This is a genomic window from Dethiosulfovibrio peptidovorans DSM 11002 (assembly GCF_000172975.1).
Lineage (GTDB): Bacteria > Synergistota > Synergistia > Synergistales > Dethiosulfovibrionaceae > Dethiosulfovibrio > Dethiosulfovibrio peptidovorans.
On the sequence record NZ_ABTR02000001.1, the window covers coordinates 322,208 to 347,393 of the forward strand.

A 25,186-nucleotide genomic window follows, 5' to 3' on the forward strand; every position below is an offset into this window, starting at 1 on the left:
ATATGACTCTCTACCCAGATCAATGTCGGAACCACTCCATATATGGAACCCCCTTTACAGGAAGGACTATCTTCCCAAGAGGAGGTTTTTTTGTATCATCAGTAGTATATATGTGAAGGGTCATTCCAGGGGACAAGGTCCGGTAGATCGGAGAATAAAAAGACAGGCTGAAAGGTCCCGATCTGGATAGGATACAGTATTTTAGCCTGAATATCTCCTTCTCGGTCGGATCCATCCAGGTAAGACCAATCCTGTCCACGCCGCTCCCGTGCTCGGAAATGATCAGGAAAAAGAATCTACGGTACATGATGGACCGCTGATAACGATTCGTCAACCATCGGGTCATACGGAGCGCCTCGTCTTTGGCACAGTAGTTTCTCCAGTTTTCTCCAGAGATCACTAAAAAAACCGATCCGGCTCCAACGGACAATAAAACCAATACGACCAGTACCTCCAACAGGGTGTAGGCCCGAAGGGGAATAAAAAAGGGGGCAAAAGCCCCCTTCCTCTCCCCCTCGTAGCAATTATCTGGCAGCTTCATGCCCCAGTTTTAGGACCTTCAGGTTTTCTTCTACGAAACGGGGGGGAGCCAGATCACTTATGGCCTGATTCATCTCGTCCACCGAGACGCCTCCGACGCCAGCACCGCACATCGCCCCTAGGATCAGGACGTTCAGGAAAAGAAACCGCCCTCCCATATGTTCTTTCAAAATAGAGTACCCCTCTATGGGATGGACCTCTATCTTACGGCGATCCAGAGAGCTCTGAAGCCTGTCGTTTTGGAAGGCCTTGGGATCGTATAGATTGACTACAAGGGTCCCTCCGTCCCTCAGATAATGAAGGTTCCTGACCGCTTCGTTCTGGTCGAAGGCGAGCAGTACGTCGGCCTCTCCTACCTTCACCAGGGGACTGAGATATTCTCCCACCTTGAAGTGGCTCACGACTGAGCCCCCTCTCTGTGCCATGCCGTGAACCTCGCTGCCTACGACGCTACGCCCTTTTTCCATGGCGATGTGCCCCAGAGCCTTGCTGGCAAATAGAATACCCTGACCTCCGGTACCTACTATGACGAACTGCATAATTAGGCCTCCTCTCTCAAAACTATGGCCCCGTGGGGACATACGCTCATACAGACACCGCAGTTGACACAGTATCTCTCGTCTATATAAGCCTTCTTGGAGGACTCGTCGAAGACCAGTCCGGGGCAATTGAAGGAGGTAATACAATATTTACAGCCTATACAAACCTCTGGATCCATCCTTACCGGCCTCGGGGTCGGAGGCTCCTTGAGGATGGTTATACAGGGATGTTTGAAGATCAACACCGCTGGCTCTTTGTTCTCCCAGGCGTAGGCCCAGGCGTCCTTTACGACGTCGACGTTCTCGTCCACATCGTAGGCCTCCACGGTCTTGATGTAGGAGACACCGCAGCCCCGACAGACCTGCTCCAGGTCTATCTGAACTCCCTGATCGCCCTTTCTCAGTTTCGCCCCGACGTTGGGGCTGGACTGTCCTCCGGTCATGGCGGTAATACGGTTGTCCAGTATGGCGAGTACGAAGGCATGACGGTTGTAGACCGCGCTGGCCAAACCGGTGAGGCCACTGTGGAAGAAGGTGGAGTCTCCTATAGTGGCGACCACCGGACGTTCCTCTCCGTCGACCTTAGAGGCCAGGTAGAAACCGGAGGCAGCTGTTACGGCAGCCCCCATGTCTATGGCGCTGTCTATTCCCTTTTGCATTATGCCCAAGGTATAGCACCCTATATCTGAGGGGGTGATCGCCTTCGGTAGGGCCTTCCTGATAGCAAAAAAACTGGCCCTGTGAGGGCATCCGGGACAGAGCATGGGAGGCCTGGGGGTTATTTGCATCTCCTCCATGGCCGAAAGCACGTCCTCGTCGATAGATGTCTCGACCTCGTCTCCGAGACACTTCGCTATGATCTCCTCTATCAGCTCAGGCAGAAGTTCCCCCGCCCTCGGCACGAAACCGTTCCAACGTCCCATTATCTTATTACGGTCGTTCAGCTGAGTCTCTATAACTGGGTAGGTCTGTTCGAGGACCAACACCTTTTCGTGACGTGCTATGAATTCCTCGCACAACTTGACCGGAAGGGGGACGGGAGTGCCTATCTTGAGAATCTCTATGTCGTCCCTGCCGCTGGTTCGGATCATGTCGGACAGGAAGGCAAAGGTGGTACCTCCGGCTATGATACCCAGACGGGCGGTACCCTTCGCCGGAACAATGTAATTGTATTTTTCGTAATCTTTCTCGAATTCGTTCCGAATGACGTCATTTTTATCGTTTAGTCTGGGGTGATTTACCCTGACTCCAGCTGGAAGACAAACCCATCTTTTAGGGTCCTTCTTGAACTCGTCCTTCTTAGGCGGCAAAACCTCGTCCCTCAGGGGAACGTCCTGTCTTGCGTGATCCACCTTGCCGGTAGGTCGAAGCATGGTCACAATACCGTGTCTCTCCGAGAGATCGTAGGCGTCGAAGACCATCTCCTTCGCCTCCTCGGCGGTCGACGGATCGAAGCACGGAACCTTGGCGAACATGGCGAAATAACGGCTGTCCTGTTCCGTCTGAGAACTATGAGGACCGGGATCATCGGACACCACGAGCAGGAATCCGCCCTTGAGATCGAAATGGGCGGTGCTCATAAACGGATCGGCCGCCACGTTGAGTCCGACCTGCTTCATGATACAGCAGGTCCTCTTTCCTCCGAAAGAGGCCGACACCGCCATCTCGTAGGCTACCTTCTCGTTGGCTCCCCATTCGACCGCAGTCTTGGTTCCTAACTGATCCGAATAAGCTGCCACGGCAGGAAGGATCTCGGAAGAAGGTGTTCCGGGATAGGCAGTGGCTATCTCGCATCCGGCCTCCACGATACCCCTCGCTATGGCCTCGTTACCTAACAATATGCTTCTCTTGCTCAAGATGACTCCCCCTCTTTTGGATTACGGCCTCTCTGTCGACCGTTCCTCAAGCCATCGGATAAGGGGGTGACCGCCACGGATCAATTTACCGTCCGGAGTAGCAAAGGCATGGCGGGTCTTCCCCTCTGCCAACAGCTTATCCCCTCTGTACAACCTATATTTGAACGTAACGCTATGGGGTTTTACCTGCTCCACCGAGGTATGCAAGGAAAGCTCCTCATCGTACCTCGCTGGAGATTTATACCTACAGGAAGCCTCGACCACCGGCAGGAAGACCCCTTCGTCCTCCCAACTTGCATAGGGTTTTCCCCATTCCCTGCATAGGGTGGAACGCCCCATCTCAAACCAAGTGAGATAGTTTCCATGGTGCGCTATTCCCATCTGGTCGGTCTCGGCATATCTGACGCGAAAAACAAAGACGCTCTTCCTCAAGTAAAATCCTCCCATTCGATGAACACTTTCATTATACCGTTTTAGCTCTTCAAAAAAACAATAGAAGATTTAAACTATTTGCTTTTGTGCTGTACAGCGCCGCAGATGTGCAACCTTCATGCAATTGTCGCTAACCACCTCGAAACCGTCCTCCCTTAAAGAGGCTTCCAGGGAGGAATTTTTAGTCCCAGGCTGAAACCACACTGCCGGTTTATAGGGGAGAGCGTTTAACTCATCCCTCAGCCCTTCCTGAAATCGGGCGGATATGAAAAGCGAGACTATGTCCAACGGACCGTCTATATCGGCCAAAGAGGAGACGCATTTTTCCCCCAGTATTTCCTTTTCCTTTAGCCTCGGATTTATGGGATACAGCCGCACACCGGCCGATTTAAGATAGGACATGACGTCGTAAACAGGGCGGTTTACCTTGTCCGAAGCTCCTATAACAGCTACCTTTCCTCGATTACATAGGACTCTATCTACAAGATCGTTGGTTGTCATATTTATTCCTCCTTTTTGGTTGCCGTAGACTGAATATCGCACTGTATAGCTCAATTTTATCACGAGCCCTTGGCTTATCCGCTTTTCTTGTTATAATGTCTGGGTAAACTGGGAGGGTTGACCGAGCGGTCGAAGGTGGCGGTCTTGAAAACCGTTGAGGCGCAAGCTTCCGTGAGTTCGAATCTCACACCCTCCGCCAATGGCATATTCGTAGCCGTCCGGGAGAGTCCAACACCCGGACGGCTACTGCTTTTATTGGGGTTGTGTGTCCACATTCGACCAGGTAGAATTGAGGCAATCCATGATCGATGTGGCTACAAATGTGGACACGAGGATATCTGGTGTCCACAAAACAGGAGGGTACGATATGCTATCCGACACCCAGATACGCAAACTGAAACCTCAAGAAACCCGCTATTCCATGCTGGACAGCGACGGGTTATATATAGAGATTCTCCCCACGGGGAAAAAATACTGGCGAATACGCAAAAGAAAACCGGGAGGGAATGGCGAAATACGGCGGTCTATAGGGGCATATCCTAAGATCGGACTGAAAGAGGCCCGCCAAAAACGAGATGAGTTGGTGTCCACACTACCGGAACTCGGCGGGAAGAAAAACGTGAACACATTCGCGGAGCTGGCCCACGAATGGCTCGAGGTCAAAATGTACCCCACGAAAGCTCCCAGGTATATCGAAACCCTCGTATATAAGATAGATAAACTTCTGATACCCCATATCGGTCACCGCCAGGTCGACACGTTGACCGCTCCGGAGCTTCTGGACGTGCTCAGAAAGATAGAGTCGAGAGGGACTATAGAAACCGCCCGACGAACGCGCCAGATGTGTGGTCAGATCCTGAGGTACGGAGTGGCTACCGGAAGATGCGACAGGGACATATCGGCGGATCTCAAAGGAGCTCTCCAGACCGTGCGGCACAAACATATGGCCACATTGATAGACCCCGCTCAGATCGGAGGGCTTATGAGATCCATAGAAGAGGGACTCAAGGGACAAATCAGATTGACACTCCTCTTCCAGGCATACACATTTGCAAGACCCGGAGAGATTCGAAAAGCGGAATGGGAAGAGATAGAAGCAGACACTTGGAAGATCCCCGCCGCAAAGATGAAGATGAAGAGGATCCACTGGATTCCTCTATCACGCCAGGCAATCCAAGTCCTGGAAGAACTGCGAGATATCTCCGGGCATTCTCGTTTTTTGTTTCCCTCGGTCCGCTCTTCCAAGATCCCTATGTCGGATATGACGGTGAATGCCGCCCTCCGTCGCCTGGGATACACTCAAGAGGAGATGACCGGTCACGGGTTCCGCTCGATGTTCAGCACTATCGCCAACGAGCACGGCTGGTCACCGGACGTCATAGAAAGGCAGCTCGCACACGTCCCCAAGAACGCAGTACGAGCCGCCTACAACCACGCCGAACACCTGCCGCAACGCCGTGAGCTTATGCAGTGGTGGGCGGACTGGCTGGATGAGCAAAGAGGATAGATTAGGATAGATCATGGAATAATCAATGGAATAAAAATTCCCTGCATCTACAAAAAAACAGCCCTCCCGAGGAGATTCCCGAGAGGGCGTATTCTTATCTCGTCTTACGCTCCAGCCACTTCAGGAGCAGTTCCTGTCCGTAATCCAACAGCTGACCTGCGCTGTACCCGGACATGGCCACCACAGCCGAAGTGATCCAGATGTTCAGTCCAAGGCCGCGGCAAAGACAGTGCATAACCATTCCGGCAAAACCGGCCGTTGCCATCCCGACCAGAAACTCTCTCCAGGAGAAAGATTCGGACCGGTGAAGGCGGCCATATTTAACCGCCGACCCTCCCATGGCCATCAGGGCGGGCGGCAAAAGAAGAGCCAGGATATGACGCAACGTCTCCATGATGTCATCAAGCAAAGTCAGGCCTCCTTCAATCCTCCAGTCCCGCCGATTTTCCCAGCTTCACTACCCTATTGTGAATCCACCCTCGCAGAAACTTACGTTGCGACACATTCCTATCCGCGAGGCGATCGTACAGCCTCGTACGGTTCATCAAAACCTCGAGGCAGAGATAGCGAAGGAGAGAATAAGGCTTCACGTCACCGCTTCCGTTCGTCAGCCTGGCGTTCTCTTTTCTCAGATTCGCCAGCGCCGCCCGAGTTCTCGGACCCATCGTTCCATCGACTGCGAGGACTGTGTCTCTCAATATCGAGTTGAGCCCCTCCTGTAGGAGCTTTACGGCTCCACCCACCCCGTGATTCACGGCACAGTCGAACATGACAAGGTCCAGCGGTTTCGGCATTCCGTCGGCTCCTATGGGCTCCCAGTAGTCGGACCAGTAGATGAGAGAAGCTTCAGCCATCGATAGAGATCGTATGTCGTTATGGGGTACGATCTCTCTATCGTATGCCGATCTCAAGGTCCTTTCCGTTATGCCGTAATTGGTCCGTCCTCCCCTATCGTCCGGATCGTTCACATATCCTCCCTCGAATCCCAACACCACGGAGAGAACCTCAGAGAACCTCTCCGTCACTTCGTCCCCCTCCCCTCCCAGGGCAAAGGGCCCGCTATATCCAATATGTCCCTGCCATGGATCGCCAGCTCCTCTATCCTGTCCAGCCCCCAGTCGTGACCGAGGCGCTCGTTCAGTTTGTCCACGGCATAGTCCACCAGTCCTCGGATGATGGGGCCATCGAAGGGCTCCAGAAACCATGGAAGGACTATCAAGCCATCCAGGTATTCCACGACGGCGTCTCTCTTGTCCTTTGACTGAAGCCCCGAGATCTCGTCCTTCACCTGCGAGGTGGCCAACTCGGCGAACACGACTATACGCCCGACAAAATCGACCACATTCGACAGATTCTCCCTTGCCTTCTTGAGACTGTTCCACTCGGACAGCTCGTTCATCCGCTCTTTCAGATACCTAGCGTCGGCCACCAGAGTGCTCAGGGCTTCCTTGATCTTTTCGACGTTCTCTCTCATCGGGATTCCTCCTCTTTTCGGAACAAAAAAAGGGAAGCCCACGCCGAGCTTCCCCGAAACTTTATGCCGTTCGCTACGCCTCCGGCGTCTCCAATTCCATACCCAACCTCAAAGCTCCCACCATGACGACGTTGCTCTTCGGAGGGGCTCCCGGCGTCTTTATCTGATCCCATATCCGGTCCATCTTCGAAGACAAACCACCCATTCCCGACAACACCGGGGAGAGATCTATGTCCGTCTGCTTGATGAAACGTCCCATCAAGACACCTCCATAACGAGAAGATTCACTGTTGCCCCCGCCGAGGAAGACAGGGAGATCTCCCCCAGCCGTCCCCAGTCCAGACTATCGAGGTCGAGCCCGTAATTCCCATCCAGCCTTATGGCTCTTTCGCCCAGATGGATCTCCGCAACGTCGTCCCCCTCGGTGGCCGCCTGGAGAGAGAGCTTGCCGCAATAGGGGACCGGCAATGTCACGGTCTCACCGGGCGGGACGGTCACCTCTCCGGAATACAACACCTGAGAGCGAGGCTTAGGATCGTCGGAGACGACGGTAAGCCCGATCTCCTCGGCGGGAATGAAAAAGGGCACCCGTTTTTCCTCGCCGGGTACCCAGTAATGCCGCCCGAAAGATATCGGGTAGGACTTTTCGTTTTTATATGTAGGCATGGATCTAACCTATCTGGAGCATGCGTCCGGGAAGATGGACCCGATATCTCTTGCCATCCAGCCACCCCACGGACCCGACGGAAAGAGCCTCCGGCGTCGCTAAAACCCCGGGGACTGCCCCCCTTATCTCCTCGGACGTATAGGCGAAAAGATCCGTTACGACGGGGCCGCCACTGACGGAATCCGTAGAAATAGGTGGCGAAGGAGCAAAAAGTTGCATCGTGATAGTTCCCTCCGGGTTGGATTCGCTACCTAAAACGACCAGATGCTCCCCCTTGCTGGGCGGCGAAAAGGCACAACAAAGATCAGTGTCGAAGATAGCAGGGAAAGCCCCATCAAGGCCGTTGCCTTTAGAAGTGTCCACAAGGACGAGCCCCAGCACCCCGGAGTGTTCCTCTCCTTCGTCATAGCAGAAAAAAACGCCACCTTCGTTGCTGATTACCGAAGAGGTTATGGGCAAAATTCTCCAGGGAGTGGGAGATACCAGCTGATCTTCTAAAAAACCCGTCCCTATCCGCATAATGGTCCCAGATATCACGATCGGGGCGCCTAGCCCTTCGCTAGTCTGCCCGAAATAGATGCGGGGAGTTTCATGGTACTTATACCAGCTTGGACGGAAAGGCTTGCACTGGATGTTCTCAAGAAAGGCACTCATGACAACGGCGGATGTCCCGTTATAAGGATATTCCAGTGTGTCGGAAGTAAAAAGATTAACAGACACATAGTTGTTATTTGATTTGTCCGTCAGACCAAGACGACTTATCGGGTTTTTACCTCCTATACGCATCACTTTCTCTTTATTACGCGACAGAGGGCCTCCAAACAAGTAGCCGTTGTCTATGTTTATGTAGGCTCCACAGTTGAGCTCATACGAAGTTGTATTTGACGCCTTGCCAAAATACGAGAATAAGATACTTAATCCCAAAGGACCCTCGGGGAGTGGCGTCTGCGAGTTTATCACAGGGGCCATGAAATCCGTCTGGCTTCTGATCCCCAGCATCGTAGAGCTCGCTTCCAATGTCATGATATCTCCGTCTAGCTCTCCAAGGTACACTCTTCGAGGTAACAGTTCGGGGGTACTTGCGAACTCGTATATAGGATCCTTCGCCTCCACGTACAACCCGTCTTTCACCTTCGCCACGATGTGGTAGGGGTACTCCACCCCGTCGTGGACGTGTTTTTCCTCCTTGAGTATCTCCAACCCGCCTATGGCCGCCAATTTCTTCATTAGCACCAGGGGGTGACACCCCAGAGTATCAATCCTTTTTACCGCCATTACATTACCTCCCTATTGAGATATGACCCTGAGCCGGGCCGTCAGTACCGAGTTCGGCGCATCGTAAGGCAGAGACACCCTCAAGAAACACCGTCTTCCGCTCCACTGTCGGATATTTCCTATGGCGTGCCCCCTTTCGTAGGAGTAATCCATACGGACCTCCGAATCCACGGCGGGAGCGGCCCCGAAGGTAATCGTCCCCTTTACGTTGTTGAGGGCGTAGTCCGTCACCTCCTGCCCCCCTACCAGCACCTTCGAGACTTCACGTATCAAAGGGGTGCCGGTGTCGAATATCTTTTTACTCCCGTCTCCAGTTCCAACCAGACGGTTCTCCACGGAGAAGGCCCCGCCCAGCTTGAAAAAAGCGGTCTCCGCATCGTCGGCCATGTCGTTCTGGCTATATGGATTATCAAGACCGGAGCTCCTGGTCTCGTAATATCCTCCCTGACAGACGGGATCCACGTAGGAGAACAGCACGGACTCGTTGGCCTCCGGAGGCTCCGCTATGTACAGGCTCTCGCCGTCGTCTTGGATCTCGAAGCCTGTTCCCTCCGGTATCTCCACTCCTCCCACCAACAACTTCAATGGCGTCAGACATCTGGACGGAAGGGGAAAGGATCTAGTCACTCCGTCTCCGGCCACGCCAGCGACCTGCTCCATGGTCACTATTACGGCGTTGGCGTCGGTGGACCCTACGGAGTAGGCATAATCGCAGGTGACCACCTTCCCGTCGGCAGGAGGGGACGAAAAAACTATCAGACCGTTCTCGTGGTCCACAGAGACCCCCGTCGCAGGTGAGCCGTCCACCTTGACCGCGACTGGAGCCTCCGGATGGTTCACCAGCGGCTTGAACTGGGTGGCGAAACTGACCCTCGCTCCGTCGGCGGTCCCCAGCAACTCGCCGGACACCTGAGTCGGCCTGTCGTTCCATAGGCGGAACCCTATCTGTACACTGGTCGTCCCGGTGTCTATGGCCCCGAAGTCCAACCGGCTCAGTGGATACGCATCGTCGCTCGTTCTCAACTGCATTATCGGCATATCTATTCCTCCCTTTTTTCTTCCTCTTTCCATAGCCGGGCCATCCGGTCCAGTTCCTCAGGCGACTGCCGTATCACCACCGGAAAAAACCGGGCGTACCAGGTATGGAGAGCCATCCTCGTCCACCATTCGCCGAACCCGAACACCTCTAGAGCCTTGTCGTAATCCCCGATGGACAGGGAGCATCTGCCATGGCCGAACAGGGCCACGATCGCCCCATCCTCACGAGACCCCAGGCTTACCAGTTCCCAATCGGTCGCCTGCTCCAAGACATACGGAGAGGGGCTCGTCTCGCACCGGACCGACAGCCAGACCCCCGTCCAATGTCGAAGCATCACCCAGGTGGTGCCTTCCTCGTCGATCTCCAGCCTCGCATCTACCAGCGGGACGGTTGGGTCTATGGCCGCCGCAGAAAGTATCTGATGATCGTAGGTCTGACCCATGGTCACCGCCGGACGGTTTATGTCCTGGGCTTTCTCTCTCCACAGATCCATCCTCTCCACCATGTTCTCGGCCAGCGCCGCCTCGGGGTTCCCCGTCGGCTCCGGAAGAGGATACAGACAGGGTTTATTCCCGAGAATGGAGTCTATGTCCTCCTTTACCCCGCCGCTTCCCCCAGGCCAGGTTCCCCACCTAGCCCAGTAGGTGGAGGGGACCAATCCGGCGGCCTTTTCTCCTACCTCTCCCGCCTCCTCCGGGTCGATCCGGCGCGCCCCGCTCCGACAGACCCCCCATACCTCCGGCTTGGGGTCGTTGCCGGTGGCCTCTTTCAGCTTGGAAAAAACAGCCATAGGCTCGTCTCTGACCGTAGCCCATCCGGCGAAAGTCCAGAAATAGCCAGGTCCGGCGTCCACCTCTTCCCATTCTTGGAATAGAGGGTCTCCAACGTACAGCCGTTGATTCGGCAGAGTGTAAACCAGCATAGCGTCCCCGAAGGAGTCCTCCAGGTACTTGTTGAAAGCCTCCTGAACCATCAGGGCTCCGTACAGGGCGAACCCTCCTCCGAGACCGACGAGAGGCATTAGGAAAGACCAGTCGGTGGTCTCCAGTAACTTCCGATAACGTATCCTTCCTACCGGGGCGTGGAACAGACTCCAGTCCGCACCGGGGAAGTGGTGAACGTGGTAATTCCCCTGTCCATACGGGGCCACCAGTCTGTCGGAACAGGGCCATGAAACCCGGTTTTTCTCCCAGCCTCCACCGTCGTACTTCCATGCCATCACATCGAGGGCCTCGTCTTCGTAGTTGTCTCCGGATAGATAGATCAGGCCGTCGGAAGTTACCGACATTCCCTTTCGGTTGTCCCTGTGTGTTCCGTCGTGAAAGTCGTTTGAACCGTCGCTATCGCCCAAGCCTTCCAGGTTCGGAGGGCTTCCCCGAACTCCCAGATCCGGCAAATCCCACCAGCCTATTTCCAGAGGATCCCCCGCCCTGCCCAGCCAGGGGATGCAGAGGTCTTCCGGCTTCACGTCCTGGGAAAAACGCTCTCCTCCCTCGCCTACCGCCTCCACCGGGGAACTACTTTCAAGGCAGACCTTTTCGTTAGCCGAATGGGACCGGACGAAACCATGTCCCTCAGAAACCTGGATATCTCCCACCTCCGGGACTATGTGCCGTCGCATGGTCCGCATATCCGTGATAACCGCCCCACCGGAGGCCTCTGCAATCAGAAGAGGCCCCGCCGCATCGACCGGCTCTGCTTCTCCGGGAAAACACCATCGCTCCATGGTCCTTGCCGCCCCTCCCAGTTTCGAAGGGATATCTCCGTACGGCCACCAGAGAAAGACTTTCCCGTTCAGAGAAAGAACCCCGGGGAGGGCCAGATAACCCCATCGGGGAGATAGAAAGCCCTCCTCGATCTCGTATAGCCTCGTCTCCTCCCCCCATAGATGTAGGGCATAAGGACCACGGACCGACAACAGCCGACCTCGTGGGTCCCCCTCTCCCGCCGCTACATGGACAGCTCCACCTCGTACCGGGATAACCTGTCCCGGTTCTTGCCCTTGGAGCTCTCCGCTATGGACCACCGACAACCCTAGACAGGTACCATCGGAGTCGAAGGAAGTAGGCACCAACAGGGCCCTCCCAGCCGACTTGCTCCCGGCCCCATACAAGACGCCACCGTCCAGCCACAGCCCGCCGAAGGAAGGCTCTGTCATCTCGGTTTCCGCGGCGGGGTCGCAGTCGTACCAGGTCATGCCGTAGACCCCGGAGGACCCTGCGATGTCTCCGATCTCGAACCGCTCCACTTCCATCAGCCTGGCGGCAAGTGCCGCCCTTTCAAGACCCTTGGCCTTGTCTGCCGCCTCGCGAAGTTTGCGGTACTCCTCCCGCTCCCATCTGTAGGCAAAACTCAAAGGCGTATAGCACCACCGGCCGAAAAAAGCCGACTCAACAGAGGAGAGAGAAGGAACGAACGGAGCCGTGTCGCTATCGTCGCACCGGTCCACCCACCAGCCGGAGTTACCGGCGTCGGGCATCGGGCAGGGCATCTCCACGGAGACGAAAACCCCGTCCACGACCAGGCCGCCGGAGACCAGAGCCCAGTCGTACCCCGACAGGACCGCCTCGTCGCATAAAAAAAGAGGGGACAGGCCCTCGCCTACCCCCTCTTCTCGATTCCATATATATACACCGCTCTCGAAAAGCCAGATCCGCCCGTCCCCCGATACCTCGATCAATTCTCCGGATTCGTCCGGCTTCCCGGCCTCCCTATCGAGGAGACGGATTTTAACCGTCTCCGGCACGGCGAAGGGAACCCTGCCAAGCACGTGGCCGGACAACCGCCCGACCGGACCCGTGTAGACTCTCGCTTTCGTCATTTCATCACCGCCTGGATAACGCCGCTGGAGACGCTCCCGGGAGGAAGGAACACAAGTGCGTTGTCTCCTCTCTTGATCCGTATGGAGGAGGTACAGCTGACCGGACGACCGCCCAGTATGACCAGAGCCCTGTCCGGTCGGACGTCCACCACCCGACCGAAGGCGCTCCGGCCCTTGCCGATACTCTCCCTGGCGTAGACGTTGGCGGCGGTGGATCCGGAGTTGAGCAACATCAGATACTCCGGCGGCGTAGTGTCCGAAGGACGGAAGGATATGGAGGTCTGTAGCCTGTCGAAACTGTGTTCCACCGCCATCACCCCCCCGTCCGGATGGACCCTCATGTCCAGGGGTACCGTGACCGTCTCCACTATCCCCCTGCTTACCTTCTTGACCGACAGGATGTTGTCTGCAATGGTCTGGGCTATCGACCTGGCTCGATCCTCCGAGAGATGCTCATCTATGTACAGCTCCTTCTCCGTCCATATACTTCCTCCTCCGGACATGCCCACCACCGGAGACACCGGAGAGGTCCCGGAGGTAGACCCCGCCAGATGGCGGAAAGCCTTGTACCTGGAACACCTCTCGTACCCCGGAGTTTTTCCGTCCTCCAGATAGCCGCAGGGATCACCTTCGATGTAATCCTCCGAATCCGATTCGGAGTCTTCCGTCGAATGAACCGGACCGTCTACCGTCTCGACGCCGCTTCCGTCCCATCCCGAAGGCTTCGACCTCGACGTCCCGGGAGCGGAGACCGCCGATGGAGACTCTACGACCCCGCAGGTTCCATCGCTACACAAAAACGGGCAGGTCTCTTCCGACCAGATCCCGTCTATATAGCGGTTTCCACCGTCCTCGCCCGACGTCTTCTCCCTGTATCTCCTGCCGGGCTGAGACAGCGTTCCGACCTCCTCCGAGATGGAGGATCCGCCTGGAACCTGAATTATCCTCATGGAGCCGTCTTGAAGTAGCGTTTTCATCTGAGCCAGGGCCTCCCCGGCCCTGGAGTTTGCAGGGTCGTAAAGGTCTCCGAAAAGCCCTCTCTCCAGCATATCCGCCAACCCGTTGTCGTCGGTCGTCCTCTCTATACGGGTGACGCATTTACCGTCGTCGTCGAAAACCTCGTCTATCTGTCTCTGTCGCTCCCTCTTTATCATCGTGGTGGTCTGATAGGCCGGAAGCTGTATGTACCTGGTTTGGCCGTCGCTCCCTACCCAGGTAAGAGGGTTCCCGTCCGATCCCGTCACAAGGTCCGCCTCTCCGACGTCTCTTTCCTCATAGCTCCATTCCCTCTCGGTGAGCCCTCTGTATCCGTGATCGTCGTCCCACGTCCAGGCCCGCTCGGTCTTGTGGGTGTAGGGTACGTCGTTTCTTCTTCTGTCGGGATCATACGAATTGATCTCCACTACTTCCTTCAAGATGTGGGTTTTGTCCATGTCGTAGGATCGTCTCACCTGATACTCCATGACGTGCTCGACCGTCTCGGTGGCTAACCCGCCCGTGGCATTATCGTAATAGACCGCATCGACGGCGGTATCCTCGACGCTTCCGGCCTCGACGAGGCAGAATCTCCACAGCCGCTGTTCCTGGTCGCCTACTCTTACCACGGAGGACTCCACGTCATAGGAGTAATCCGACACGATACTCTTTCTGATACCGGCCCCGGGAAGAAACAAGCTCGCTCCATAGGATTCGACCACGTTTATAGGCGACAATAGGGTATATCTCCAAGACAGGGTCCCCCCCGGCAAGGCGGTGGTCCCCCGCTTCGTGATCCGCTTCAACGATCCAGAGGGAGTCGTCCCATAATAGCCGCCTCCAGGACCGTCTTCGTCTACCGAACCGGAGGAGTCTCCCCGGCGTCCCAGGATAACCACCACGCCGGAGGCGTACCCGTCGAGATCCAGATCCCGGGCCTGTACGTCGTCCAGGTTCAACCCCTTGCAGGGATAGGTTTTACAAGGCCGGGGCGGAGCTACTTTCAGGGTTCCGTCCTGGGTCATATAGGCGATGGCTCCCCCGAGGGTGGCGAGGTCCAAAACGGCGTTCGCCGCCGTCTGGCCCGAAACCAGGTGTCGGGCGTCCACCGGGACGTCTCTGTCCAGAGTCACGTCCGCTTTCAACCCGCACCCCTCCGCCAGCTCGGACAAGACATCTCCCAGGGTGGATCCTTTTATCTGGTGAGGCAACAGAGGGCTTTTCATGAGCCGGAACCCCGCATCGTAGCCGGAGAGGGACCACAACACCCGTCCGTCCTCGGCGTCCCCCAGTTTATCCGCCCGGGACACCAGCCCGTTTTCCATGATCCCCGGGACCGTCCAAGATCCACCAAGCTCCGGAGGACTCCCCGCAGGCAACAGTACCTTTCCCTGCCATGTCCCTATGAGGGCCCGTAATTCTCTTCTATAGGAAAACTCCACATATCCATCCGGCAGGGCCGGGGCCTGTATTTCCCGCACTACTTCACCTCCAAAACGACTTCCGCCTCGGCGATGTCCGACCGCCTGGGCCTCGATGTCACCGCTATCATGGGATCTCCGCCGGAGGAGCCCTCGACCGGCAGGAAAACCGACCATATCGGCAGGTATCCGACCCATCCGTAGACCACTCCGCCAGATGGATGTATCGACACCGGAATCTCTCTGGTAGTCCGGGCCACGCCGTTCACATCCGCCCAGGGCCTTATCATGTGGGCCGACGCCGGAAGCCCCGACACCCAGGCGGGAACGCCCGAGAGATCCACCGACGCCGCCTCGCCTCTGGAAAGGACGGCGGAGAGTTCCGAGGTCCATCTCATGGCCCCAGAGACGCAAAGGTCCTCCCAGTCGCAGAGTCGTCCGGTCTCTCCGAATACCGGACGGTCCACCACCCACCGAGGCGATACGCTGGCGTCCGCCTCCACGGGGCACAACATCCAGCGGAACGGACGGAAAACCTGCATATCCTCCGATCGCAGACCCCTAAAGGACACGTCCAACCTGGTCAGCTTACCGGCATTCGTGAGAGGTTCGAATCGAAACGCCGGACGACACAAACCGACCCTGCCGACCTGCAAAGTCTCCAGATACAACAAAATAGTCCGAGGCTCCACCTCCAGGGTCAAAACATCGTGAGTCTCCTGCCTCGTAACGTTGGCCCACCGCCGTCTCTGGCTCTCCGTTCAGGCTGACAGCCAGGCAGAGAGGCGGTTCCCCGCCGCAAAGATGCAGACTTGCCCAGCAGGATACGCTATCCATGGGCTACTCCCCCGCCATAGGTTCGTCTATATCCAGGCTTCCATCGTAGGCCCTGGTGGACAAAGCCTGTATCTCGTAGGACCGACCGTCGAAAAACTCCCCGTCGACTGCCCTTATCCGGTGAAGCCCCGACAGCTTTATCTGCTCCACCACGTACTCTATTCCCTGATGGGAGAAGACCTCGCCGACCGTGAAAAATCCCGCAGGGTGAGAGGTGAAATGCCCCTGAAAGGTGGCCCTGAAACGGACCCTGCCGCCGGGGCGACGGACGAAAACAGTCTCCCCCGAGGCTGTGACCACCATCTCGCCGTGGGGGATCTCCTCGATATCCGTAAGTTCGTAGTTGGCCACCGGGTCGTAGCTCATGGGACCACCCTCCTCAGTACCCCAGATCGAAGGACTTGACTATCCCCCGGCCGATCTCCCGACCGGTCTTGTCCGCATCCTCCGGACGTTTTACGTTGACCGTGCCTATCTGTATCGATATAGGGGCGGACACCTTGTTGACCGTCCCGCCGAATTCGCCCTTACCGGAGAACTTCGGCATCCTGCTTTGAACCCCCAGGTTGGAAAGCTCCAGCTTGGCGTGGTAGGCTTTCAGATCTCCCATCAAGGCGGAGCTGAATTTCATACCGGCATATTCTTTTTCTATCTGATCTCCGGTTTTTTTGACGAGCTCGTCCGTCTTCTTCTGAATGAGCTTCATGGCCTCTGTCAGAGCGGGACCTTTTATAAAGCCGTCCTGAATGGCCCCGGTCAGAATCTTTACGATGGAATCCTGCCCCTTGCCCATGGCCCCGGCTATGGAGGCCATAAGAGCGTCTCCCCCCTCCGTTCCCATCTTCTCCATGGCGGATACGAAGGCGGTGGCCATATAGGGATCCTCGTCGGCGAGAGACTTCTTTATCTCCTCTACCGCCTTCAATATGGAGTCTCTCATCACGGCATCGGCCTCTTCGGCGGAGACTCCCAATGTTTCCATCGCCTCTTTGCCGCCGGCTTTTATCTCCACTACACGCTTCTTAAGGTCCGAGATGGCTAAATCTATCTTTCTGATCGGCTTATCGCTAACCCACCTGGCTAGGAGATCGTCGGGGTTATCAAAAAGCTCTTCATCATCGAATAGACTAGCTAGAGAAAACGGGTCCTCTTCAAGCTTTTTCATATCATCCGATACGTTTTTGATCTTATCGTCCAAATCCTCGACGGCCTTGGAGGTCTCTTTTAGCGATACACTCGTCTTTTTGTTCTTCTCTATCCATTTCTGAATCGGTTCAGGCAGACTTTCGAGGGCCTCTTTATCTCCCTTCAAGGCCTCTTCGAACCCTTCCAGATCCTCCAGCCCCATATCCAGGCCTATATTCGCCCCGGCACCACCAAGAGCGAGCTTAAGCTCGTAGAACCAAGCTCCCTTGTACTTGATCAACGCCCGCATCTCGTTGCGAAAGTCCTTGGCCCAGCGAGACAGTCGTCCACTGTCTCCCAACTTATTAATCATCTCCGATAATGCCGCTCCGCTTTTTATAAGCCACTTAGCGATGGAAGTACCCTCGATAAAAGCCGCCACCTTGTTGAACTTCTCCATCATATCGGCCAAGTCGCCAAAAGATCCCGCAAGGCTTAGAACTCCTCCGGCTATGGACAAAACCTTACCGGAGGCCCACCCGTATATTATGATCTTGGTCAGGCTGTCGGCGTGTTCTATCAGGAGCTCCCAGGGGATCATGTCGGCTATGGTCTTAAGCGATCGATAGATAGCCTTCAGCATTCTGCCGAAGGTCTCGCACTGATCGGTGAAGGAGGCGACATCGACCTTCTCCAACGCCTCTTTGAACTCTTCCACTTGTATATTGCCTAACCCCAATCCTTCGAAGAAGGCATCAACCGAGCCCTTAAGCACCTGGTTTTCGTCCGCCCATTCGACGAGAACCTCCAGCAGTTCGGCAACGTGGGCGACATATCGAGACACCTCGTCTCCCAACGGCTCAAGGAGCTTGTCTTTCGCGGTATTCCTAAGTGATTGAAGAGACTCTATCAACGTAGATGTTTCCTCGTCGGCCGTTTCGATCGCTCCCTCGGCCTTCGACAAGACCTCCACCAACGCTCCGAGCTCGAAGCGGTTCTCCCTGATAGCCGCCGCCATGTCCGGACCTGCATCGGCGCCGAAATACTTCACGGCCTTGTTTATGGCATCTCCTTCGGTGGTGGCGTTTTTTATGCTATTCGTAAGGTCCTTCCATCCCTGAACCAGGTTCCGGACACCGCTTCGGGTCATGTTGGTTATCGCCTGGCCAAGACCGGACAGGGCCTTTTCGGTGCTGACCCCTTCCTTCTCCCACTTGCCCAACAACCCGAGAGCCTCCTCCAGGGAGAAGCCCAGCTGCCTGAACTTGGTTCCATAGGTAACGGCCTTCTCCGCCAGGTTTTCTATGGAAGCCCCCGTCGATCTGGATGCAACGAACAGCGCATCCAACGCCTCGGTCTGTTTATCCGTCGAGATGGACCAGTCCCCGAAGAGCCTGGAACCCAGACGAACCGCGTTGTTGAGATCCACTCCGGTAACGTCCGACAGGGACAGATACTGCTGGGTCAGTTTCTCCAGAGCCTCACCGGCGGCCCCGGTCGCCACCCGAACAGCCGCCAGAGCCTGGGCCACCTCTCCGTATCCGGACACCGGGTTTTCCCTGAAAAGCCTTCTGACGATGTCCTCGTATTCTTTCAGGGCCTCTTCGCCTTCTCCGGTTTTCTGGGCGACGACCGCCATGGCCTCCTCGAGGTCCTGGGCCACCGAGAAAGCGGCCAATCCGGTTCCCGCGGCGGCGGTTTTGGCCGCAAGGCCTACCGCCACAAGCCCCTTCATAGCCGGGTCGAAAACCTTCCCTACCGACTGGCCGTAGGTCTCCAGGCGGTGACCGTTCAGATAGAGGGTTTTCTGCAATCTGTCGAAGGCGCTCACGGCCTGATCTACACGAGCCCCTACGTTTATCTGTACGTCCCGCTTGGACAAAAGATCACCTCCGGAGAGAAATAAAAAAAGCCGCCCCTGAGGGACGACTTTAGTCAGTATTGGTTAAGCTCTACTCCACCATGGCCGTTATACCGAAGTGATCCAGAAACCACTCCCTGCCTCTTTCGTTGTACACGAAGGTGTTGACCTCCTTGCTGGAATAACGGGACTTGCTTCTTATCCAGTAGCCGTATTCTCCGTCCTCCCCCGCCGGGCTCTTCAGATGATGGGACTTGGCCACCTTGCCCACCACCTGGGCGGAGACTCCACACTCCTTCCCTATGTCGGTGGCAGAGTACATCGGCTCGGCGGATCTGGGAAGCAGACGAGTCAGATCGACGTCTGTAACCAGCTCGCCGTACTTGGCCATAAAGACGGTCTTGGACTCTTTGGTCATGACGTCCTTGAAGGCGTCCATGCCCTTCAGGATCATCTTGGCCATTCGACAGTTGGCGTTCCGCTCCATGATGGCGAGACGTTTTTCCGCAAGCTCTTCCTTTCTGCCGTTCTTGGATGGATCGACGCCGGGAAGAGCGTAGCTTCCGGTTTTTCGTATGGTCGGCAGAAGCTCGTGGGTAAGCCAGCGTTTGAATCGTTTGGCCTCTGGCTTTCTGGATCTGAGGATAAGGGAGTAAAGACCAGGTTCGTTGATGACTTTCATTTCTCGAGATTGCCCACCTGACTTCAGTATTACTGAAGTCAGCTCATCCTCATCCAGACCACGTAAGGCCTCCGTAACATTACCAAGGCTTAATATATCACATACATCTTTTGCTACCCACCAAGGATTGCCGTCGATGAATACCACCCTTACCACCATTCGCTCGAACTCGAACAACGTCACATCAGAATCACCAGCTACGGGATTAGCCTCCAGCACGTCTATCATCTCTTCTGCCTCCCTTCGGCTCTCTGCGGCACGAAAAAAATCGAAAGCGGACCTTATCTCGCCTTTCTCGTCGTTTCTTTCCATCACGGCGACGGTTTCCGATAGATCGACGGAACGCCCCTGTACCTCCATCCGATCGTGAGCTGTACGAAGCAGGGAGCTTTTCCGAAAAACAGATGCAAAACTTCGACGTAATGTGCCTCCCGAAGGTTCCCAACTACTCCCCTGAAGACACCAAATATACTCGAAAAAGAGGCTTCCTTCGCCATCTTTAAAGCCAAGAGAAACCTTCACGATGTTTTCCTCCTACAAAGCCCAGGGAGATAGATATTACCCTCAACAAAAAAGACCCCTCATCTGAGGGGCCTTTCATTTCGCTATTTCAATTAGAGCTTTCCCAATCCTGGCCCATCCACCGGTAGCCATAAGGAAGGCAAATCCGGCAAGAACGAAGATCACAGAGGCGGCAACTCCCTGCCAAACACCGTACATAAAACCATGTGCCTTGTGGTTACGGATGAAATCCGCCTCTTGTTTTCGTTTCGCCTCTTCCAGCTCTTGTCCTACGACCTCATCAAGAAATAGTTGAGCAAGCGCCGTCGCTTTATCCTTATAAAACCCAACCTGGGAGTTGCTTTGAGATAGGTCTACAAACGGAGCCAAATCCTCGTCCGTAACGTCGGCACCTCCGTTTTTCGACTTTATCTTCGCTATTTCCTCACGTTTTTGGTTTTTATATATCGAGTAGGCGATATGGCCGAGAATATCGTTCTCGTCCTTTACAAGCTTATCGTAGATAAAGTTGAACTGCTTGCGAGACATGCAACCTATCTACTTTCCGAGCGATTCAATGCCTTGGACGCAGCTCTAAAAGCTCTGTCGATCTCCTCCTGCGTTTTTTCCGTCCTCACAGTAGGGCAAGACACAGGAGAAGCTCCAGAGCGGACACGCTCCGCAGCGAGTAAAACGACATTTCGGCTGAAACATGCTTTTCTCTTCATGGAACTCTCCTCCCTTCCGATGCCTACTAATTATACGATAGTGTCGTAGCATCGACAACATGCCACCCCTACATCCCCGCAACCCCATCCTTTACCAGGTCCTCTATCGTCCGTCGCTTTCCCTTCCCCGCTCTTCGTCGGGGTCCAGGATTTCCTGTGCGGCCTCGATAAAGCCCACGAACTGCCAGTAGGTTCAGCGATGGAACATGGTCTCCTCGTCTATTCCGAAGTTGTGCCTCATATGAAGGCAGAACTTCGGCCATGCCTCAAGCTGATAAGACTCAAAAAGCCGCCACCTTAACAGGCAGCGGCTTACTCAATCTAGATCAGGTCCGTAACCAGCCCCCGCAAGAACCCCGACGAGAAGGGCTTCCACCAAAAGGCTCGGCCTATAAAGTTCAGTCAACTCAGCCCCCATATTCAAAGAGAGCGTCTTGGACCTTCCATCATCGAATGAGTCTTCCAAAACGGCAGAAAATCCGGCTTCGAATCTTCTTCTATCCAGGAAGGAAGCTTTAAGAAGCCAAGCGGTCTCTTGAATCAGTCTATTCACGGTAGGAACTATCTCAGACTCGGACGAGTATTCATCTATCTCGATTTTCCCGTTCATAGCTCCATTTATCATGTGGTGAGGTTTAAACCAAAGCTTGGGAGGCCTAAAAAAACGTATCTCATATTCATCCCAAACGGATATCATTTCCTTGTCCGACGTCACCAAGGGAGCGTTGAGTTTTTTCGACAAGGCCAAGGCGAAGCAGTCGGCAAAAGCCAGCGATTCTTTCCTCTCGAAAAACTTAGCCTTGAGACGTGCGACATCCTTACACATGTCGCCATCCACGGCCTCATAAATCGTCACGCCGCACTTTCGCAGGTCAGCCGAAAACTCCTTAACCTTGGATTCGCCCTCCCGGCTCTTCATAAGGTCATAAAGCACTTCGCACCAATTTACGGCATGTATAACGCAATCGTTGTTCGTCAATATCTCGGCTACGCGATCGGAACCCCTTTCGCCTCTAAAAAAGGCTATTAACGAGCAGGCATCCAGAACATAATCTACCATTTCTCCTTCGCAGCTCTTTTTTCTTCAAGAAACTTATCGGAACTGCTCAGCAACTTGCTGTACTTACCACAGATCTCATTGATCGCACGTTTAGAATCTTGGGTTTTACGACGAACCTCTTTCTCTTCCATACGTCGTCCCGTTCCTATTTCACAACGCATCAGGATCCCTCCTCACGTTTCAAGCGACTTTTTAGGATACCTGCTCTAGCCTGATTATAACATCGGAGCGTACACAAGACTCCTTAAACTACATCCCCGAAACCCCATCCTTTACCAGGTCCTCTATCGTCCGTCGCTTTCCCTTGCCCCGCTCGTCGTCGGGGTCCAGGATTTCCTGTGCGGCCTCGATAAAGCCCACGAACTGCCAGTAGGTCCAGCGGTGGAACATGGTCTCCTCGTCTATTCCGAAGTTGCGCCTCATATGAAGGCAGAACTTCGGCCATGCCAGAGGATCCCCCTCCGAGTCATCCGCTCCGTCCTCGCCGTGGGTCTTGAGATCCTCCAATATATCCGGCACCTTGTTGACCTCCCAGACTATGGCCAATAGACCGGACTTCACATCGGCATCCTCCGCCGGAATGGAATCCGCCGTGGGGAAGGCATCCATCAATATAGGGTCCAGAACCCTCCGTTCTGCAAGCAAGGCATCCATGGCCTCTCTGCCGTCTTCGGGAATCTCGCCGTCGCACAGCTCCCTTATGGACACGACGAGGGCGGAAACGTCCGCCCTCGTCAGATACCGCAGTTTATGAGGCCGCCCGCCTATGGTAACGACCAACCGGGCAGGCTCGGGAAAATGGCGCATCACCAGCCCCCTCCGGGAACCGCCTCCGCTGGCACATCCATAACCGTCATAAGCTGACGCCCCGCCGGTTTCGTGCTGTCCGCTATGGCCGTAACCTCCACGGCCAGAGGCGACTCGGAAGCCTCCTTGAACGCCATGGAGAAGTTACCCTTCACCTTGCCCTTCCATATCCGGACGTGACGATACTTTCCGTCTCTGCGCTTGTGATAGAAATCGACCCGGAAAGTCTTGTCCGTCGAGGTTCCGCCGCCGACGCCGAACCCTTTGCTTTCGTAGGTCTTATACGTATAGCTCGCCTTGACGTCGTCGCCGTCGGCTATCTTGGCGGATTCGGGCACTCTGTAGATGGTCCCGTTCAACCGGTCCAGGTAATAGTCCACTCCCTCGGTCAAAGCCGTACCGTCCACGGTGGTTACCGTGGCGTCCCCCTCCACCCTGCCCTTGCCGAGCATGGTATGGACGGAATCGAACAGCGTCACAAGCTCGTCGGCGACGGTGGCGGTTCCGGCGTTTTCTGTTACCGGATCGTACTCCGGCATCAGACGGCAGACCATATCCAGGTTCGTCTCCAGCAGATTGAAGCTCAGGGTCAGCTCCTCACTGACCAGAGCAGAAAGGACCACCGTCGCCGGGAACCCGGCTTTCAGCTCGTACATCTCCTTTCCGTGCTCGAAGGTCAGATCGTCCTTCAGCTGACCGACATCCCCGCCGTCGACGAACATGCGACCGGATCCCAGAACTATATCGTTGGAATTCCTTACGTTCGCCATTCCTATCGCCCCTCTCTCACCATTCCGTGACCGTCAGCTCCATCTCCCCCACGAAGGCGGGAGACTGATCGGAGCTGAAGAGATCGTATCCGGTGTAGGTTATTCTGTACTCGTTCCCCACCGCCTCCAGGGAGGACAGCACCAGCTCGCCCAGTTCGTCCACCTGCAGAAAGCCGGGAAACGTGATCTTGTTGCCGTACCGCTCCTCTCCTCCGTCGTTCAGCACCGCCCACATGAGATCTATTTTGTGCTCTCCACGACCGGCTCCATCGAAATCGCTCCTGTCGGGAGCGACCACGATCGTAGGAAGCTCGTCGTTTCCGGGAGGACGCCGGGCGTTATATCCGGCCATCACGGTCGGCTCTCTGCCGAAACGGTCCAAACAGAAAGCCCGGACCTCTTCGGACCGGGCTATGGAGTCTCTTATCTCCATCATTACCTGAGTCAATCTCACCTCGTCACCACCAGCTTCCGTAGACTCTGTATTTTCTCTTGCTCTTTTTCGTGGACCTCTTCATATCGTCCTCCATGTAACCGTCGATCTTCTTCACGAAATATCCCGGAATTCTGGGAACCAGAACCTCCCTCATAGGACCTATGGTCGGCCTGGCGGGGAGGATTATCTCCCTCGTCTCTTTCCGAAGACGTACGCCTTTTTTCAGCACCTTGGGCCATTTTTTGCCTCTGGCTCCGGACCACCAGAACCGCCGCATCTTTTCGGTAACCGGAAGACGCCGTCCCTTTTCCTGCATAGACCCCAGATATACGGCGCTCTTCGAGAGCCACCCCACGGTCAGGGAGCCGTCGTCTTTATACTGATAGCCCACGGCCTTTCGAAGCTTGCCGAGAGGTCCGCTTCTTACCTTCTTTTTTTTCATGACCCTGAGTTTCGATTTCGCCTTGACGCCGCGGGCTACGCCGGACAGAGGAGCGTAGCGTCTTCCTCCGGGAGCTCCGCTCTCTATGCCTTTTTTTATCTCCTTCTGCATCATCCATCCGACAGACTTCAAGGCCCTCCGGCGAAATTCGGGAAACTCCCTGATAACGTCCTCCACCCATGGAGTGGCCATATCCTTCCAGGAAACTGTGACGGACATAGGATCACCTCCCCATTACAGAAACGACCGATCCGTCCGGATCTCCAGCAGAGCCGTCGTCATGGAACGGGAGATCTCTCTAACCACCGACCAGACCTTTCCATCGGCCTCGACGACCTCGTCTCCTTCGCAGGGATCCACATCGGAAAGTCTTATCCTCAAAGTTCCTTCCGTGGAGGAACCGTCCGACCCGAAACCCGTTCCGTCGGTTCCGGTTCTGCCCTTGCGGATGATCGCCCGGATCTCGCTGCCGTTATAGACCACCGTGTCGGCCCAATCACCTTTGAAAAGGGCTTCCACCGTAGATGTCAGGTGATCCCGAAAAGATCCCATCAGTCGATCTTCACCTCTCCGAAGTTCGCCGAAGCCGCCTTCGGAGTCCAGGCGTACCCCGCCAGGGGTTTGTCGCCCGTACCGTCCCTGGTCAGGCTTCCGGCAGAGGCGTCCCAGTAAAGAGCCTCTCCGGGAGCGAAGGCCGTCCCCGTCACGGCGGGCAGCCGGAACACCCCCACCACGGCCAGAACTCCCATTTTCCCAGCCGGTATATCGGTAGTGGCCACTCCGATCCTTCCCCCCAAAACGACCACATCGTCTACGGACACATCCTCGGTCGGCGTGTAATCCATCCTGCCGCCTATCTCCACGTAAGTTCTCACACGAATCGCCTCCTT

Annotated in this window: 28 protein-coding genes and 1 tRNA gene; 2 read left to right on the forward strand and 27 right to left on the reverse strand. The window is 55.5% G+C overall.

Annotation, left to right across the window (positions count from 1 at the left end; genetic code table 11):
* Positions 1–19: 19 nt before the first annotated feature.
* From DPEP_RS01640 to DPEP_RS01660, 5 genes are all read right to left on the reverse strand, one after another.
* Positions 20–541, reverse strand: a complete 522-nt coding sequence (locus DPEP_RS01640) for a prepilin-type N-terminal cleavage/methylation domain-containing protein (protein WP_005659018.1) — start codon at positions 539–541, stop codon at positions 20–22.
* Positions 525–1,079, reverse strand: a complete 555-nt coding sequence (locus DPEP_RS01645; RefSeq protein ID WP_005659019.1) for a 2-oxoacid:acceptor oxidoreductase family protein — start codon at positions 1,077–1,079, stop codon at positions 525–527. Before DPEP_RS01645 ends, DPEP_RS01640 begins: the two co-directional genes overlap by 17 nt.
* Before the next feature lie 2 nt (positions 1,080–1,081).
* The gene (iorA, locus tag DPEP_RS01650; protein WP_005659020.1) at positions 1,082–2,935 is read right to left on the reverse strand and encodes an indolepyruvate ferredoxin oxidoreductase subunit alpha; all 1,854 of its coding nucleotides are present in this window, start codon (positions 2,933–2,935) and stop codon (positions 1,082–1,084) included.
* A 21-nt stretch (positions 2,936–2,956) separates the two neighbouring features.
* Complete coding sequence (locus DPEP_RS01655; RefSeq protein ID WP_005659021.1) at positions 2,957–3,367, reverse strand: acyl-CoA thioesterase; 411 nt, start codon at positions 3,365–3,367, stop codon at positions 2,957–2,959.
* 69 nt (positions 3,368–3,436) lie between these two features.
* Entirely contained in the window at positions 3,437–3,868 is a 432-nt protein-coding gene (locus DPEP_RS01660) for a CoA-binding protein (protein WP_005659022.1), read from the reverse strand.
* A gap of 111 nt (positions 3,869–3,979) precedes the next feature.
* On the opposite strand from DPEP_RS01660, the gene DPEP_RS01665 reads away from it, so the two are divergent.
* Together DPEP_RS01665 and DPEP_RS01670 are read left to right on the forward strand one after the other, a co-directional pair.
* A tRNA-Ser gene (locus tag DPEP_RS01665) sits at positions 3,980–4,067 on the forward strand.
* A gap of 168 nt (positions 4,068–4,235) precedes the next feature.
* Positions 4,236–5,375 carry a tyrosine-type recombinase/integrase gene (locus DPEP_RS01670; RefSeq protein ID WP_005659023.1) on the forward strand — a complete coding sequence of 380 codons (1,140 nt, stop codon included), beginning with the start codon at positions 4,236–4,238 and terminating at the stop codon, positions 5,373–5,375.
* A 94-nt stretch (positions 5,376–5,469) separates the two neighbouring features.
* Here the strand turns inward: DPEP_RS01670 and DPEP_RS01675 are convergent, their stop codons facing one another.
* From DPEP_RS01675 to DPEP_RS01775, 22 genes are all read right to left on the reverse strand, one after another.
* A complete protein-coding gene (locus tag DPEP_RS01675) occupies positions 5,470–5,784 on the reverse strand; it encodes a phage holin family protein (protein ID WP_005659024.1) in 315 nt (104 codons plus the stop codon).
* Positions 5,785–5,797: 13 nt separating this feature from the next.
* Positions 5,798–6,400, reverse strand: a complete 603-nt coding sequence (locus DPEP_RS12555; RefSeq protein ID WP_005659025.1) for a glycoside hydrolase family 108 protein — start codon at positions 6,398–6,400, stop codon at positions 5,798–5,800.
* Entirely contained in the window at positions 6,397–6,849 is a 453-nt protein-coding gene (locus DPEP_RS01685) for a hypothetical protein (RefSeq protein WP_005659027.1), read from the reverse strand. The genes DPEP_RS12555 and DPEP_RS01685 overlap by 4 nt, the downstream gene beginning before the upstream one ends.
* 73 nt (positions 6,850–6,922) lie before the next feature.
* The gene (locus DPEP_RS01690) at positions 6,923–7,108 is read right to left on the reverse strand and encodes a hypothetical protein (protein ID WP_005659029.1); all 186 of its coding nucleotides are present in this window, start codon (positions 7,106–7,108) and stop codon (positions 6,923–6,925) included.
* Positions 7,108–7,437 carry a hypothetical protein gene (locus DPEP_RS01695; RefSeq protein ID WP_156775051.1) on the reverse strand — a complete coding sequence of 110 codons (330 nt, stop codon included), beginning with the start codon at positions 7,435–7,437 and terminating at the stop codon, positions 7,108–7,110. Before DPEP_RS01695 ends, DPEP_RS01690 begins: the two co-directional genes overlap by 1 nt.
* An 82-nt stretch (positions 7,438–7,519) precedes the next feature.
* Positions 7,520–8,791 (reverse strand): hypothetical protein, encoded by a 1,272-nt coding sequence (locus tag DPEP_RS01700; RefSeq protein ID WP_005659031.1) that lies wholly within the window; start codon positions 8,789–8,791, stop codon positions 7,520–7,522.
* A gap of 12 nt (positions 8,792–8,803) precedes the next feature.
* Positions 8,804–9,862 (reverse strand): hypothetical protein, encoded by a 1,059-nt coding sequence (locus DPEP_RS01705; RefSeq protein ID WP_241760445.1) that lies wholly within the window; start codon positions 9,860–9,862, stop codon positions 8,804–8,806.
* Positions 9,832–12,651, reverse strand: coding sequence for a hypothetical protein (locus tag DPEP_RS01710; protein ID WP_005659032.1), 2,820 nt, complete (start codon positions 12,649–12,651; stop codon positions 9,832–9,834). Before DPEP_RS01710 ends, DPEP_RS01705 begins: the two co-directional genes overlap by 31 nt.
* Positions 12,648–15,107, reverse strand: a complete 2,460-nt coding sequence (locus DPEP_RS01715) for a hypothetical protein (RefSeq protein ID WP_005658459.1) — start codon at positions 15,105–15,107, stop codon at positions 12,648–12,650. Before DPEP_RS01715 ends, DPEP_RS01710 begins: the two co-directional genes overlap by 4 nt.
* Positions 15,107–15,751 carry a hypothetical protein gene (locus tag DPEP_RS01720; RefSeq protein WP_005659033.1) on the reverse strand — a complete coding sequence of 215 codons (645 nt, stop codon included), beginning with the start codon at positions 15,749–15,751 and terminating at the stop codon, positions 15,107–15,109. Before DPEP_RS01720 ends, DPEP_RS01715 begins: the two co-directional genes overlap by 1 nt.
* Positions 15,752–15,887: 136 nt before the next feature.
* Positions 15,888–16,250 carry a hypothetical protein gene (locus tag DPEP_RS01725; protein WP_005658461.1) on the reverse strand — a complete coding sequence of 121 codons (363 nt, stop codon included), beginning with the start codon at positions 16,248–16,250 and terminating at the stop codon, positions 15,888–15,890.
* 13 nt (positions 16,251–16,263) lie between these two features.
* Complete coding sequence (locus DPEP_RS01730; protein WP_005659034.1) at positions 16,264–18,891, reverse strand: phage tail tape measure protein; 2,628 nt, start codon at positions 18,889–18,891, stop codon at positions 16,264–16,266.
* A 70-nt stretch (positions 18,892–18,961) separates the two neighbouring features.
* On the reverse strand, positions 18,962–19,912 hold the full coding sequence (locus DPEP_RS01735) for a BRO-N domain-containing protein (RefSeq protein WP_156775147.1): 951 nt from the start codon (positions 19,910–19,912) through the stop codon (positions 18,962–18,964).
* Positions 19,913–20,149: 237 nt separating this feature from the next.
* Positions 20,150–20,602, reverse strand: coding sequence for a hypothetical protein (locus DPEP_RS01740; protein WP_005659036.1), 453 nt, complete (start codon positions 20,600–20,602; stop codon positions 20,150–20,152).
* A 495-nt stretch (positions 20,603–21,097) separates the two neighbouring features.
* Entirely contained in the window at positions 21,098–21,841 is a 744-nt protein-coding gene (locus DPEP_RS01745) for a type II toxin-antitoxin system VapC family toxin (protein WP_005659037.1), read from the reverse strand.
* Complete coding sequence (locus DPEP_RS13480; RefSeq protein WP_005659038.1) at positions 21,835–22,002, reverse strand: hypothetical protein; 168 nt, start codon at positions 22,000–22,002, stop codon at positions 21,835–21,837. Before DPEP_RS13480 ends, DPEP_RS01745 begins: the two co-directional genes overlap by 7 nt.
* A gap of 88 nt (positions 22,003–22,090) precedes the next feature.
* A complete protein-coding gene (locus tag DPEP_RS01750) occupies positions 22,091–22,621 on the reverse strand; it encodes a hypothetical protein (protein WP_241760457.1) in 531 nt (176 codons plus the stop codon).
* Between the two features lie 26 nt (positions 22,622–22,647).
* Positions 22,648–23,418, reverse strand: a complete 771-nt coding sequence (locus tag DPEP_RS01755; protein ID WP_005659040.1) for a hypothetical protein — start codon at positions 23,416–23,418, stop codon at positions 22,648–22,650.
* Between the two features lie 16 nt (positions 23,419–23,434).
* Positions 23,435–23,872, reverse strand: coding sequence for a hypothetical protein (locus DPEP_RS01760; protein ID WP_156775052.1), 438 nt, complete (start codon positions 23,870–23,872; stop codon positions 23,435–23,437).
* A 4-nt stretch (positions 23,873–23,876) separates the two neighbouring features.
* Positions 23,877–24,515, reverse strand: a complete 639-nt coding sequence (locus DPEP_RS12560; RefSeq protein WP_005658493.1) for a hypothetical protein — start codon at positions 24,513–24,515, stop codon at positions 23,877–23,879.
* 15 nt (positions 24,516–24,530) lie between these two features.
* Positions 24,531–24,848, reverse strand: a complete 318-nt coding sequence (locus DPEP_RS01770) for a head-tail joining protein (protein ID WP_005659042.1) — start codon at positions 24,846–24,848, stop codon at positions 24,531–24,533.
* The gene (locus tag DPEP_RS01775) at positions 24,848–25,171 is read right to left on the reverse strand and encodes a DUF2190 family protein (protein WP_005659043.1); all 324 of its coding nucleotides are present in this window, start codon (positions 25,169–25,171) and stop codon (positions 24,848–24,850) included. The genes DPEP_RS01770 and DPEP_RS01775 overlap by 1 nt, the downstream gene beginning before the upstream one ends.
* Between the last annotated feature and the right edge of the window lie 15 nt (positions 25,172–25,186).

Bases quoted from the DNA above. Each gene is read 5' to 3' on its own strand.
- DPEP_RS01710 (WP_005659032.1), bottom strand. From the start codon at position 12,651: ATGACGAAAGCGAGAGTCTACACGGGTCCGGTCGGGCGGTTGTCCGGC.
- DPEP_RS01725 (WP_005658461.1), bottom strand. From the start codon at position 16,250: ATGAGCTACGACCCGGTGGCCAACTACGAACTTACGGATATCGAGGAG.
- DPEP_RS01690 (WP_005659029.1), bottom strand. From the start codon at position 7,108: ATGGGACGTTTCATCAAGCAGACGGACATAGATCTCTCCCCGGTGTTG.
- DPEP_RS01745 (WP_005659037.1), bottom strand. From the start codon at position 21,841: ATGGTAGATTATGTTCTGGATGCCTGCTCGTTAATAGCCTTTTTTAGA.
- DPEP_RS01685 (WP_005659027.1), bottom strand. From the start codon at position 6,849: ATGAGAGAGAACGTCGAAAAGATCAAGGAAGCCCTGAGCACTCTGGTG.
- DPEP_RS12560 (WP_005658493.1), bottom strand. From the start codon at position 24,515: ATGTCCGTCACAGTTTCCTGGAAGGATATGGCCACTCCATGGGTGGAG.
- DPEP_RS01700 (WP_005659031.1), bottom strand. From the start codon at position 8,791: ATGGCGGTAAAAAGGATTGATACTCTGGGGTGTCACCCCCTGGTGCTA.
- DPEP_RS01770 (WP_005659042.1), bottom strand. From the start codon at position 24,848: ATGGGATCTTTTCGGGATCACCTGACATCTACGGTGGAAGCCCTTTTC.
- DPEP_RS01705 (WP_241760445.1), bottom strand. From the start codon at position 9,862: ATGGAAAGAGGAAGAAAAAAGGGAGGAATAGATATGCCGATAATGCAG.
- DPEP_RS01735 (WP_156775147.1), bottom strand. From the start codon at position 19,912: ATGGAGGTACAGGGGCGTTCCGTCGATCTATCGGAAACCGTCGCCGTG.
- DPEP_RS13480 (WP_005659038.1), bottom strand. From the start codon at position 22,002: ATGCGTTGTGAAATAGGAACGGGACGACGTATGGAAGAGAAAGAGGTT.
- DPEP_RS01740 (WP_005659036.1), bottom strand. From the start codon at position 20,602: ATGTCTCGCAAGCAGTTCAACTTTATCTACGATAAGCTTGTAAAGGAC.
- DPEP_RS01755 (WP_005659040.1), bottom strand. From the start codon at position 23,418: ATGGCGAACGTAAGGAATTCCAACGATATAGTTCTGGGATCCGGTCGC.
- DPEP_RS01670 (WP_005659023.1), top strand. From the start codon at position 4,236: ATGCTATCCGACACCCAGATACGCAAACTGAAACCTCAAGAAACCCGC.
- DPEP_RS01640 (WP_005659018.1), bottom strand. From the start codon at position 541: ATGAAGCTGCCAGATAATTGCTACGAGGGGGAGAGGAAGGGGGCTTTT.
- DPEP_RS01660 (WP_005659022.1), bottom strand. From the start codon at position 3,868: ATGACAACCAACGATCTTGTAGATAGAGTCCTATGTAATCGAGGAAAG.
- DPEP_RS01645 (WP_005659019.1), bottom strand. From the start codon at position 1,079: ATGCAGTTCGTCATAGTAGGTACCGGAGGTCAGGGTATTCTATTTGCC.